Origin of the sequence: Halodesulfovibrio sp. (genome assembly GCF_025210605.1) — a bacterium.
Lineage (GTDB): Bacteria > Desulfobacterota > Desulfovibrionia > Desulfovibrionales > Desulfovibrionaceae > Halodesulfovibrio.
The window spans coordinates 153594-166465 of sequence record NZ_JAOARI010000017.1; the positions used below are offsets into that span (position 1 = coordinate 153594).

Sequence of the window (12872 nt, forward strand, 5' to 3'; positions counted from 1 at the left end):
AGAAAGAACATGTCAAAAGCCTTTCTTATAGACACCACACGGTGCACGGCTTGTCGGGGCTGCCAGATTGCTTGCAAAGAATGGCATGAGCTACCCGCAAATAAAACAAAACAGGTTGGCACACATCAGAACCCACCTGATTTAAACGTAAATAACTACAAACTGGTACGCTTCAGTGAACATCTGGACGGGGAAACCATCACATGGAACTTCTTCCCCGATCAGTGCCGTCACTGTGTCGAACCTCCTTGTCAGGGAGCATCCGACACTGTGGAAGAAGGGGCTATCATTAAGGATGAAGCTACAGGCGCAGTTATCTTCACAGAAAAAATGAAACAATTTTCTGACGAAGACCTGCAATATGTTCGAGAGTCATGCCCGTACGATATCCCACGCTGGGATGCAAAAACAAAACGTCCGGGTAAATGCAATATGTGTATCGACAGAATTCAGGAAGGCAAACTTCCAGCATGTGTGCATGCATGTCCGACTGGGGGCATGAACTTTGGCGACAGAGAAGAAATGCTCGCACTTGCACAAACACGACTCGCAAAAGTCAAAAAAGAGCACCCAAAAGCAATGCTTGTCGACCCTGAAGATGTCAGTGTCATCTATCTGCTTGCAGAAGCACCGGAGCGCTACCACACACATGTGGTTGCACAAGCACCTGTGCCTACATCGCGCAGACAGCTCTTTGCCTCTTTGCGTACCTCTGTAACATCTGTGTCCAAGTCCTAGCTACTGAACTCAAGGGGGTGATGACGAATCATCACCCCCTATCCTGTATAGGAGATATTCATGCAAAATGTTGCCACTACTTCAACCGCCCCTCTTTCAGTTTCACAAACATTACATACTGCATGTGAAAGACATCCTGCGCTTGCAACGCTTATTACACATTTTTCCGCACTCTATTCTGCCCATGCCGAACTTATCCCAAAACTTACTGAAAAAATGGCAGAAGATGCAAACTGTCCTGAACCTGTCCTGCATAAAGGACGCCTCCAACAAGGCGTGCCTGTTCTGGCAGATGCGTCCCTTGAGTGGGCGGAAAGCTATTACCCTGACATCGCTGAAGGACTCTTTGAGCCACTATCACAAATCGGCACAATGCAGCAGTCTGTTGAGCTCTATCAAACCGCTATTGCAGATAAAAAACTATCCATCACTGATCTGCTCAGTGCTGTACAAGATTCCAACGAATCTGCACTCACGCAACACGCAGCAACAGCAGGTATGGAATACGGCACGCTGCTTTTCATCACACAACAAATTTTGCATAGCCTGCTCAGCGCCTACGTTGCTGTCCATAACGCAGCATTTGAAAAAATCTTCTGGCGAGAAGCCTATTGCCCTGTCTGTGGCTCTTTTCCAGATATAAGCACCTTGCAACGCCCCGATCCCGATCAATCCGAATTCCTCGCAGGCGGCGGCGGTAAAAAAATGATGCACTGTTCTACCTGCTCACATGAATGGCATTTCCGTCGCGGAACCTGTCCCGCTTGCAATCATGATGAAGTCGGCGCAATTCACTACTTCCACGTAGAAGACAATTCCGCAGAGCGCGTAGAATACTGCGAAAAATGCAAAACGTATCTCAACAATATTGACTTACGTAATTCTACCACAACACCGGATCTTACAGTTGCGCCATTAACATTGATTCACCTTGATATGCAGGCTGCACAGAAAAAGCTTAAACCACTCGTACGCAGTCTATGGAACACTTTTTAGCTTTACAGGACAACGTATGCCAAACGTATCAGCAGCAAAACCCTGTTCCATACATCAACAAATGGTTACCCGAACTATTTTGCGATACCGCGAACAGAAGGTACACCCATCGGACGATAACATCCTTGTGGAAGCTCCGCTTGCCATCACGTTAAATTCTGTCCCCATTGCTAAGCTGGAATGTACTCCGGGGAACGAAGTCGCGCTTGCTTTAGGCTTTTGCATTACGGAACAACTTATTTCCACAACTGAACAAGTCGAGCTAGCCCATTGCAAAAGTATGGTGGAGGGAACTGAAGTAGCTCTTACCATACAAGGTGGCGTCAAACGTGTGTATCGAATCCTTCAACGCAAGGGGGTACGCATCAGTAGCTCCTGCTATGGCAACAATTCAGGTATTCTTCCGAACATGTACACGCTTGCTGGACATGACTGCATGCTCACCCCTGCGCAACTCTACGGACTGCAAAAAGAGTCTGAAGCATGTCAGGAACTGTTCCGCAACACAGGCGCAACACACTTCTGCGCCCTGTACGACAAGAACCTTTCGCTGATTGCGTATAGCGAGGATGTAGGACGGCATAATGCTCTGGACAAATCCATCGGGCAGACAATGCAGTCCGGTCACATTCACGGCATCCGGCTTATCCTCCTTTCCTCACGGGTCAGCCATGAGATGGTACGCAAATCCGCTGCGGTTAATTCTCAGATTATTGCAGGATTCTCTGCCGTAACCAGCTCGGCAATCCGCCTTGCAGAACAAACCAACAGGACTCTGCTGGGCTTTGTACGTAATGGTCGCATGAACATCTATTCCCATAGCGAACGACTGGGCTTTTCATCTCCAAAACCGCAAATGCTGCGGGAACCAACAACCGTTAATTACGCTTTGTAACCCCATCACACTGATTATTGGAGCAACACAATGTCTCAAGCTCACGACATCCAACCTGCTTTTAAAAACATAGGTAGTCATACCTTTGATGAATTTATAAAAATGGCGACGCTATTTCACAACTATCCTGCACCGGGTTTGCTCATCGGCGGATACATGGTGGAAGAAGCCCGAAAGCATATGCCGGAAGGCACTCTCTACGAAGCCATATCTGAGACAACGTGGTGTTTGCCGGACGCAATTCAAATGCTGACGCCCTGCACCATCGGTAATGGTTGGATGAATGTTTTGAACTTGGGTCGATACGCCATGAGCCTGTACGATAAATTCACCGGAGTAGGCGTGCGCGTTTGGTTAGACATAACAAAGATTCCCGAAGATTCAGAAATTCTTGTATGGCTCATGAAAGACAAACCTAAACAGGAACAAGATTCTGACAAACTGCGTAAAGAAATCGGATGCTACGGCGCAGATATACTTTCAACTATTCCTATCACCATTCCGAAGCCCAAGCTGATAAAACGCAGCAAAGGGAGCATCACCACCTGTTCATCATGTGGTGAACCCTATCCTTCTGCCCACGGAACGTTATGCAGAGCCTGTCAGGGAGAATCTCCATACGCAGGGCATGCAACACTTGCCTCTGCATCAAACATTGTATTCCCAGTACCGGAGCAGATCAAAACCATTCCAGCAAGTGCAGCACTCGGTCAAAATGCGGTGCATGATATGACAAGCATTATACCAAAAACAAGTAAAGGAGCCGCTTTTAAACGGGGTGACACATTTGGAGCAGGTGATCTTTGCAGATTGCAACAAATGGGAAAAAACAACGTCTATGTTGCAGAATCCGAAATTGGTGCGGAATGGGTTCACGAAGACAATTGCGCCAAAGCGTTTGCCGATGCCATGTGCGGAGAAGGGGTATGCCCGAAAGGTGAACCGCATGAAGGTAAAGTGACTCTTATAGCAGAACGTAAAGGTCTGCTGCGGGTCAACTCAGATACCATGAAAAAATTTAATATGTGTTCCGGTGTAATGGCTGCCTCACGTAACGGAAACACTATTGTCCGCAAAGGTACAGACATTGCCGGAACCCGTGCCATTCCGTTGTATCTGCAACGTTCCCAATTTGAGCACGCATTACAGGTTGTCCAAGAAGCCCCGCTTTTCGAAGTCCTGCCGCTCGCCACAGCAAAAGCTGGAGTTCTTATTACGGGCGATGAGGTGTACAACGGTGTTATTGAGGACAAGTTCCACAGCATTATCCATAAAAAGCTGCTGGGGCTTGGTGGCGATATACATCGCTCTACAATTGTACCGGACAATCGCACGGCAATTTGTGATGCAGCCAAAGAGTTTGTTGCAGCCGGTTGCAATATCATCATAACCACAGCGGGACTTTCTGTTGATCCTGATGATGTAACACGGCAAGGCTTGTTGGATGCCGGAGCACAAAATCTACTCTATGGCGCACCAATTTTGCCCGGAGCTATGACGTTGATAGGAAAAATAGACTCCATCCCTCTACTGGGAGTTCCGGCATGTGCACTCTTCTTCAAAAATACAAGTCTTGATCTTATCCTGCCCCGCCTTCTTGCCGGAATACAAATTACACGGGAAGAACTTGCGGCTATGGGTGAAGGCAGCATGTGCCTCACCTGTTCAAACTGTTCATTCCCTAAATGTCCGTTCGGAAAATAATTTCAGCAAAGCACAAGGTCTTCAACGGCACACTGAACACCTTCCCCCACAAAAGGGACTCTATCCAGAGTCCCTTTTCTATTTATTACAGTCTATCCAACTAGCTTTTGAAAAGCACATCGTCATTAGGTAAAAACCGCATTTCCCGCCTGCTGCTTTACCAAAAGATATCGATACATAGAGAAGCGTTATGTATAAAAAATCCTATTCATTATGCGATGATGCACATACTATACTGTCATCAAATCACTGAGGCTGGGTACGAGTACTCATTTTCGTTGATGCAGCTGCTAACAATCTTTCAACCGCAACGGATAATTCATCATATGAGCACAAACCACGGAATCTCACAGACGGATTTTCAAAAACTTATGCTCTTACTGTCAGAAAAACGGACAGCCCACACGACGTTACGCTCCGGCATCGCATTATGTGCGTTTTCCATGACCATCATCTCTTTTATTCTCGTTATGGCTTCAAAAGTTGTGGACAGCTTTCAACTGTCAGTATTTATCCTACCCGCAACCATCAGCACTATTCTGCTTATTCTCGGCATCTACTTTATCCGCAGAGGGATTACGAGAATGCAGTTTCACGATAGGCTTATCGACCAAATTCTCTACTCCAGCCATGAGGCACGCTCTATGTTCTACCATACCCGTAAACGTGATAAGGCTTCTTTTTCAAGACCCCCTATGCACTACGATGCTGTTTTTCATCTCGACACTACTAATGCTGACATAAATAGCACTATCAAAAAAATCACAACCTATTTTGCCGCAGTGGGAAGTCAACAATTCTCCGCAAGCCTTGTGGTAACTGGCTCTGGAATTAGCATGCTGAAAAAAGACACACCACACGCTGAACAACTGACTCAATTGGCTTCAAAGGGGTTGCGTATCGTGCTCTGTCATGACGCTATTGCCCAAGCTGCTCTTCGCCCTGAATTCCTGATTCCTGAGGGGCGTATTGTTCCTTCTGGACTTATTGAGCTGGTCGAACTCCAGCGCAAAGGATATGCATACCTCATTGTGTAGATAGCATTCTCAAAACCTCACACTTCTACGCACTAAACGCTCTCTCATACTTGCAACTTTCAGGAAACATGGACTTCAGAAATTCTTGTGTTGTGAGCGTGTCTTCTTCTGTAGTTTCCTCAGTATCATTAATGCAGAATGTCTTTGGCTTGAGCCATTTTATCGCCGCTAATCTTTTTTTATACCGCCTGCTGTCTGCACACGTTTCAATGTGTTTCAAATCATTTTTGAGTAGAGAAAAAACTTTGCTGGCTCCGCCCAAATTCACCATGTCGCCTGCATTACGGTTTAGGCAGTATAAGATATAGGCAAGAGGAGGGGCAAAGTCGTTTCTTGCCCTGAATTTATTATTCAAAGTTTGTTCATATTCTTCGTGAAACTGCCCTATCATTTCGTTTACTAATGACTTTTTAATAGGCTTGGGAGTATGCCTGAACTTAACGGGTGCAAACCCCAACCCCTTATCCATGAAAGCCTTCCGCGTTTGAGCAAAAACGCAATCGAGATCACTCATCTGGTCATCAATTCTCAGACAATCTGCCATAGACTTTTTTTCTGTTGCTCCCCAGATAATTGGCTCGCCTGATTTATCGAAAAAGTCACTCTTCGACACACGATTTCCAAGCATAAAATCATCATTAAAAGCCAAAAAGTGCTCTGAAACTTCAGTGGCGCGAGGCAAACATAATTCAATTGCACAACTGTTAAATGACGGCAGGTAGGAGGGGGCAGGAAAAATATCTTTATGATCTATTATGGTGACATTTTCCTCGTTGATGAAAGAAGGTACCTGATTATCCGTTACGATAAACACCCTATTCACCCACGAAGCATATTTCGCAATAGATCGCAGCGAGTAGAGTAATTCATTATTATCGCGAAACCTGCACTCACTCATCACACCAGAAGCATTTTCTGATTGTTTAGGTTGAGCGTAGGAATCTTTTTTTTTACGCCATTCAGGGTCACTACCATCTACCCACGTATAAACTACATCTACTGGAAAATCGAAGCTCATCATCTATCCCTTCAACTAACTTTTCCCATCATAATTTTTTATAGCTAACACCAGCTAGCCATCCATTTATAACAAGATCGTTCTTATTTTGCGCATGACCGTATGCCCTTTTTGATGTGGATATAACTATTTAATTTCTAATTCTATTTTAGTTCAGTGTTAGCTTATGAAGTGATGGCATTTAATCAGGTAGTATTCAGAAATTCGTTCGTTTGTTTTCAGAATTTGCACAAAGATAATCGGTAAATTTCTATCGCGGTAATTCGGATAACTATATGCCGGTGTGCAGCTCTCACCAGTTCGGTAGACTCAGCACTAGGCTTACGAATAGATATTTCGCTTCAATCAGGAGCAGCTATGGCTAAGAAAGTTATTGTATTGGGTGGAGATGGTTTTTGCGGGTGGCCAACAGCGCTTCACCTTTCGCGGCACGGGTATGAGATAGTAATTGTAGATAACCTGTCACGCCGCAAAATAGACGTTGATCTAGGAACAAACTCATTAACCCCGATAGCATCTATTGAAACACGAATCGCTCGTTGGAAAAAAGAAACAGGCAAAGAAATTACATTTTATAATTTCGATATCGCCGAAGAATATCACCAACTGTATTCTCTTATTTCTTCTTTTCAGCCTGACAGCATCATTCACTTTGCAGAACAACGCGCAGCCCCTTATTCAATGCGGGATGCTAAATGCAAGCGATACACAGTAAACAACAACCTTCGAGCAACCCATAACGTACTATGCGCTATTGCTGAAAGTCAGCTTGATGTTCACCTCGTTCACCTAGGGACAATGGGAGTCTACGGGTACGAAACCACAGGCATAACAATTCCAGAAGGATATTTGCCCGTAAAAGTAGCAAAAGATGACGGTACATTCGTGGACTTTGACATACTCTACCCTCCGGGGCCCGGCAGTGTGTATCATATGACAAAAACACAAGATGCTCTTTTCTTCTACTTCTATAACAAGAATAACGGAATTCGCATTACTGACCTGCATCAAGGAAATGTATGGGGAACAACAACAGAAGAAACCAGACTCCACGAAGAGCTTATCAACCGCTTTGACTATGATGGAGATTACGGAACTGTTTTAAACCGTTTTTTGATGCAAAGTGCGGTTGGACACCCGTTAACTGTGTACGGCACAGGCGGGCAGACTCGACCTTTTATTCATATTCAGGACACCGTTAAATGTCTGAGGATTGCAATAGAAAATCCTCCTGAACATGGTGAGCGAGTGAAAATTTTCAACCAGACTACCGAGACATATAACGTCCGAAACCTTGCAAAGAAAGTTTCTGAACTAACCAACGCCAAAATTATGTACTTCCGCAATCCACGAGTTGAAGCCGCTGATAACGACTTTGTTGTCACACGGGAACAATTCCGAGCATTAGGTCTAGAACCGACCACGCTCTCTGATGGATTACTGGTTGAAATTGCGGAAACAGCAGAAAAGTACAAGGAACGGTGCATAATGGATAAAATTATATGCACTTCGCTTTGGTCTCAAGACCAGGAAGTTGATGCTGTAGGAAGTGAGCTTCCGGTGAGTGCATAACCGTCATCATTTCGATGCCATACACAAAAAATTCCATGAAATAAAAAATGAGCTTCAAGATATTCAATCGAAAAAGATTCTGCTCTGAATATCTTGAAGCACATATTCTTTAAAAGCCAAACACCGTAATTCATCAAGGCTTAGCCGTCGCATACTGTTGCCTACTACGCCAGCTTCCTAACAGCTTATAGAGGAAGGAGCGGTCAATACGTCAGCAGTACGTAACACAACATCTGTTTACGGCTCAAAAACAAAAAAGCTCTTACACTTTCGTGTAAGAGCTTAAATTGCTTGGCGTCCCCAAGGGGATTTGAACCCCTGTCGCCTGCGTGAAAGGCAGGTAACACTATAAATCTAGCGCCTATCCTACATTTAGCGCGAAGATTACTTTATTCTGTATCGTTTTATAATCATTAGAATCGATGAATATTCCCAGCTGTTAGCCGAAGTTTAACACATAACACTACGCCATATAGGGCAAACACTTAAAAAGCATGTCCATTAAATAGTAGCTAAACTCAGAAACTTAAAAAAACATAACGCATCTTGTCTGTGTATATTTACTTATACATCCTGTTTTTGTAATTTGTAAAAAATTTTAACATGTCGGAGTTATAATGAATACAATGACTATTAGCGATATTGGCGAATTAAAGCGGGCAAAAATGATATTAGAGAATCCTGGCTTCGCAATGAAGGCTATAAACTATTTAGGGATGCCAATTGAAAAAGGGCTAGAGGCATTACCCAAAAAAGTAATGGATACCGTGCAGGTTGGATTAGAGAAAGCAGCCGATGCAGCTCTATTTTCGATGAAAGATTTACAAGGAGAATCAAAGTCAAACTATGTCCATAAAGCAGCGGTAGCGACAACAGGCGCTGTAGGAGGTTTTTTGGGTATTGAAGCTCTAGTTGTTGAATTACCAATATCTACTACTATTATGCTCCGCTCAATTGCAGACATCGCTCGTAGCCATGGAGAATCTCTTGCTGATATTGAAGTTAAGTTTGAATGTCTCAAAGTCTTTGCCCTAGGTGGGCGATCTGCAAGTGATGATGCTGCTGAATCTTCGTATTGGACTATTCGCAATGCATTAGGAAAAGTTGTAAGTGAAGCTACTGCAGAAGTGGCATCACGAGTTGCAGCAGCAGATGCCGCAAGTGCTGCTGCATCTAAAGCAGTTAATGAAGCGGCAGAGCAAGTTGCTAGCAAAAATAGTAGTTCTGTTTTGGTAAAATTAATTGAGTCTATTACTGAGCGGTATGGAATAAGTGTTAGTGAAAAAGTATTAGCTCAAGCAGTACCGGTTGTAGGAGCTTTAGGCGGAGCTGCAATTAATACAATGTTTATAGATCATTTTCAGGATATGGCAGAAGGGCATTTTATAGTGCGAAAACTTGAGCGAACTTATGGCTCCGAAATTGTTCGCGAGACATATCGCGCATTATAACACTGATTCACTTATTGATTATGTTCGTTTTGTTATAATTGCCTACAGAGTCTCTCTTAGAGGCTCTGTCTTGTTTTTTAACGTGGAATATACAAAAAGATGCCAATAGAGCGATCCAGAAGATATGTTCAGAGTAGAAATTTAATGGCAAAATTATTACCCAGCGATGTTACCCAAAAGGATATCAAAAACAAAAAAGCTCTTACACAAAAGTGTAAGAGCTTAAATTGCTTGGCGTCCCCAAGGGGATTTGAACCCCTGTCGCCTGCGTGAAAGGCAGGTGTCCTGGGCCAGGCTAGACGATGGGGACGCTTGAGTGCTTCGTGAGTTCCCTCACGTGCGAAAACGTATTTATGGAAAACAGTGCTGACTGTCAAACCATTTTTTTGTTTTTTTGCATTTAATTTTCACCACAAATGACCACTTACAACACTTACCTTTTAAAAACAAAATATTAGGTTCAAAAAAGATAATTTTAAAAAAATAAATTTGACTCTCAAAATACAAGCATTAGTGTTTGCAGGCGAAAGACTTAGTGAGTATCATTTGCTGTCGAAGACAATCGACACCGTCTTACTTACCAGAAGGCGGTCACGTTGTGCCATGCAAAGCATCAGAATGTTCAAGAACTCAACATCCTTCACCGGATAACCGTATTTTTTTCTACAACGCAACGCCGCGCTTGCGAAGTTTTCACCATACAGCTAGAGGCTGATGACACGGCAGCATTTTTCCTGCATAAATTTAATGATACTTCCCTGCTGTCATTACAACAACCCGAACCACCTATCTATATTATATGTCTTTACAAGAACGCCTTGGTCTCACATCACCACCAGTCTATCTTATTGACGGCTCTGCATTTATTTTTCGTGCATTTTACGCAATGCAGCATCTTAAACGTGCGGATGGTTTTCCAACCAACGCCCTGTTTATTGTTTCCCGTATCTTAATGAAGATGCTGCGGGATGAGTCTCCGGAATATATCACCTTTGTTCTCGATGGACGTGGTAAGAACTTCCGTCATGAACTTTACAACGATTACAAAGCAAACCGCTCTGCAACTCCAGAAGATTTGATTCTTCAATTTGAGCCTATCAAAGAAATGGTGCGCCATCTTGGCATTCACCTCATCATTTCTGAAGGTTGCGAAGCTGACGACTGCATTGCAGCGCTGTCGGAGCGACTCAAGAAAGATCATCCTGTTGTTATTGTCGGAGCTGATAAAGACTTGAAACAGTGCCTCGACACCAACGTATTCCTCTGGGATCCGGGTGCAAAACAGGAAAAGCTCACCAGTCTTGAAGATTTCACAGAAGAAACAAATCTTCTCCCAAGCCAATGGGCGGACTATCAAGCAATTATCGGTGACTCTTCAGATAACATTCCGGGTGTGCCGGGCATTGGTCCTAAAACAGCAGACAAAATTTTTGCTCAGTTTAAGACATTAGAAGAAATCCGCGACGGCTTTGATGAATTAAAGCCAAACCTGCAAAAGAAATTTGCTGACCATCTTGAGAACATGTTCACTTTCCGTAAGCTTACTACGCTGGGAACAACCTCATGCGACAACGAACAACTTGCAGATTTCAAGTGGAAGCCAATTGCCCGCGAAGAAGTACTCGATTTCGTCAAAGAATATGAATTGCGCGCACTGGTGCGTGAAGTAAACTCGCTCTCAAATGCAGACACTCCTGCACCGGAAGCAAAAAAGAAAAAAGTTGCAACAGACCAGCTTGGTCTTTTCGGTGGTGGAGAAAAAACAACACCAGACGAGCCGGATGCACGCCCTGCTATGTCTGCTAATGATGTCACCGGACTCACCTCCTGCACAGACAAGCGGGTAGCGGTACTGCTTGCCGATCAGACCGAAAGCAATTCCGTTCTGGTTGCTGTTGATCAGACAGAATTTCTCTACGCTGGCAAAATGGATGAACTGGCAACATTCTGCGCGAATGCAAAGCAGATCATCACACCGGATGCCAAAGCTCTTTTCCATCAGCATGAAGGATGGTCTTCCATTGACCCGAACAAATTGCTTGATCTAGGACTTATGGCATATCTGCTGAATCCAGAAGACCGTGATTACTCATGGAAAAAACTCTCACGCAAAGCTGATGAGCTGGAGATTTCCCGTAAAAACGGTGGACTCCTTGCACTTGCCATTGCTGAAGAGTTGGAACGCAGCCTTGATGGTGGACACTTGCGCCCTCTCATGCTGGATATTGAACTGCCTCTCGTAGGCGTTCTGACTGAGATGGAAGAAGCAGGTATCTGCATTGATCGCGAAGCGTTCACAGAATTTCTTAAGGAAGTGCAAGCAGACCTCGACAATCTGACGCGTTCCATCTACGACATCGCGGGCAAGCCGTTTAATATTCGTTCTGCACAGCAGCTCGGCAAAGTGCTATTTGAAGACTTAGGGCTGGCATCCAAAACAAAAACAAGTGGCGGACAAGCTTCCACGTCACAAGCTGTGCTGGAAAAACTAGCTGGTGAGCACAAAATTATCGACCTTATTCTGGAATACAGAAAGCTCGAAAAACTCCGCTCAACCTACCTTGAGCCGCTTCCGAAACTTGCTGATGCTCATGACCGTATTCACACTACGTTCAATCAGCTGGCAACTGCGACAGGTCGTTTATCTTCCAGCAATCCGAACTTGCAAAACATTCCAGTACGCGGAGATTTCGGTACACGCATGCGTAGCTGTTTTGTTGCAGCAGAGGGCAAAAAACTTGTGTCTGCTGACTACTCGCAGGTTGAACTGCGCGTACTTGCGCATTGCTCACAAGACCCGACACTGCTTACTGCATTCCAGCAGGACAAAGATATTCACAGCTCAACAGCTGCGCTGCTCTTTGAATCAACTGTAGAAGAAGTAACATCAGATCAGCGACGCGATGCCAAGACCATCAACTTTGGACTGATCTACGGCATGGGGCCGCAGAAGCTGGCGGGAGAACTCAAAATTTCTTTGAAGGAAGCTAAAGAGTTTATCGCCCGTTACTTTGAAAAGCTCCAGCATCTCAAAGAGTTTTACGACAAAGTAGAAGAAGATACCAAGCAGCATGGCTACGTCGCAACGCTTGCCGGTCGCCGCAGATACCTTCCGGAAATCACATCCGGTAACAATATGCTGCAATCACAAGCACGCAGACAGGCTATCAACACTGTCATTCAGGGAAGTGCAGCGGATATCATCAAAATAGCGATGATTAAAACCGCACATGATGAGCAGTTAAAACAACTGGGTGCACAGCTTATTCTGCAAATTCACGATGAATTGGTACTTGAAGTACCCGAACAAAATGCAAAAGCTGCTGCTGAACGTCTTCAGGAAATTATGTCCAACGTTGCCCCTGACGGTAAAACCTTGATGGAAGTTCCACTCAAGGTTGACGCCGGAATCGGTGACCGATGGAACGAAGCACACTAATATTTTTCCCTTTGGGAGTATG

9 protein-coding genes and 1 tRNA gene are annotated in these 12872 nt (G+C 44.5%); 8 read left to right on the forward strand and 2 right to left on the reverse strand.

What is annotated here, in order from left to right; all coding sequences use genetic code 11:
• Positions 1 to 9: 9 nt before the first annotated feature.
• The 5 genes from N4A56_RS06210 to N4A56_RS06230 all read left to right on the forward strand — a co-directional run bounded on the left by N4A56_RS06210 (position 10) and on the right by N4A56_RS06230 (position 5370).
• Positions 10 to 738, forward strand: coding sequence for a 4Fe-4S dicluster domain-containing protein (locus N4A56_RS06210; protein ID WP_295545821.1), 729 nt, complete (start codon positions 10 to 12; stop codon positions 736 to 738).
• A 60-nt stretch (positions 739 to 798) separates the two neighbouring features.
• A complete protein-coding gene (locus N4A56_RS06215) occupies positions 799 to 1734 on the forward strand; it encodes a formate dehydrogenase accessory protein FdhE (protein ID WP_295545823.1) in 936 nt (311 codons plus the stop codon).
• A 16-nt stretch (positions 1735 to 1750) separates the two neighbouring features.
• Complete coding sequence (gene fdhD / locus N4A56_RS06220) at positions 1751 to 2629, forward strand: formate dehydrogenase accessory sulfurtransferase FdhD (protein ID WP_295545824.1); 879 nt, start codon at positions 1751 to 1753, stop codon at positions 2627 to 2629.
• 30 nt (positions 2630 to 2659) lie between these two features.
• Positions 2660 to 4333, forward strand: a complete 1674-nt coding sequence (locus N4A56_RS06225) for an FmdE family protein (protein WP_295545827.1) — start codon at positions 2660 to 2662, stop codon at positions 4331 to 4333.
• 326 nt (positions 4334 to 4659) lie between these two features.
• On the forward strand, positions 4660 to 5370 hold the full coding sequence (locus N4A56_RS06230) for a DsrE family protein (RefSeq protein WP_295545830.1): 711 nt from the start codon (positions 4660 to 4662) through the stop codon (positions 5368 to 5370).
• A gap of 25 nt (positions 5371 to 5395) precedes the next feature.
• Here the strand turns inward: N4A56_RS06230 and N4A56_RS06235 are convergent, their stop codons facing one another.
• Positions 5396 to 6391, reverse strand: coding sequence for a Stealth CR1 domain-containing protein (locus tag N4A56_RS06235; RefSeq protein ID WP_295545833.1), 996 nt, complete (start codon positions 6389 to 6391; stop codon positions 5396 to 5398).
• A 354-nt stretch (positions 6392 to 6745) separates the two neighbouring features.
• Between N4A56_RS06235 and N4A56_RS06240 the strand changes: the two genes are divergently transcribed.
• Together N4A56_RS06240 and N4A56_RS06245 are read left to right on the forward strand one after the other, a co-directional pair.
• Positions 6746 to 7960, forward strand: coding sequence for an NAD-dependent epimerase/dehydratase family protein (locus N4A56_RS06240; RefSeq protein WP_295545835.1), 1215 nt, complete (start codon positions 6746 to 6748; stop codon positions 7958 to 7960).
• Positions 7961 to 8577: 617 nt separating this feature from the next.
• Positions 8578 to 9411, forward strand: coding sequence for an EcsC family protein (locus N4A56_RS06245; RefSeq protein ID WP_295545837.1), 834 nt, complete (start codon positions 8578 to 8580; stop codon positions 9409 to 9411).
• Between the two features lie 232 nt (positions 9412 to 9643).
• Here N4A56_RS06245 and N4A56_RS06250 read toward each other — a convergent pair.
• A tRNA-Glu gene (locus N4A56_RS06250) sits at positions 9644 to 9721 on the reverse strand.
• A gap of 489 nt (positions 9722 to 10210) precedes the next feature.
• Here N4A56_RS06250 and polA point away from each other — a divergent pair.
• Positions 10211 to 12850 (forward strand): DNA polymerase I, encoded by a 2640-nt coding sequence (gene polA / locus N4A56_RS06255; protein WP_295545839.1) that lies wholly within the window; start codon positions 10211 to 10213, stop codon positions 12848 to 12850.
• The last annotated feature ends 22 nt before the right edge of the window (positions 12851 to 12872 follow it).

Coding starts and splice junctions, on each gene's coding strand:
- N4A56_RS06210 (WP_295545821.1), top strand. CDS start 10: ATGTCAAAAGCCTTTCTTATAGACACCACACGGTGCACGGCTTGTCGG.
- N4A56_RS06215 (WP_295545823.1), top strand. CDS start 799: ATGCAAAATGTTGCCACTACTTCAACCGCCCCTCTTTCAGTTTCACAA.
- fdhD (WP_295545824.1), top strand. CDS start 1,751: ATGCCAAACGTATCAGCAGCAAAACCCTGTTCCATACATCAACAAATG.
- N4A56_RS06225 (WP_295545827.1), top strand. CDS start 2,660: ATGTCTCAAGCTCACGACATCCAACCTGCTTTTAAAAACATAGGTAGT.
- N4A56_RS06230 (WP_295545830.1), top strand. CDS start 4,660: ATGAGCACAAACCACGGAATCTCACAGACGGATTTTCAAAAACTTATG.
- N4A56_RS06235 (WP_295545833.1), bottom strand. CDS start 6,391: ATGATGAGCTTCGATTTTCCAGTAGATGTAGTTTATACGTGGGTAGAT.
- N4A56_RS06240 (WP_295545835.1), top strand. CDS start 6,746: ATGGCTAAGAAAGTTATTGTATTGGGTGGAGATGGTTTTTGCGGGTGG.
- N4A56_RS06245 (WP_295545837.1), top strand. CDS start 8,578: ATGAATACAATGACTATTAGCGATATTGGCGAATTAAAGCGGGCAAAA.
- polA (WP_295545839.1), top strand. CDS start 10,211: ATGTCTTTACAAGAACGCCTTGGTCTCACATCACCACCAGTCTATCTT.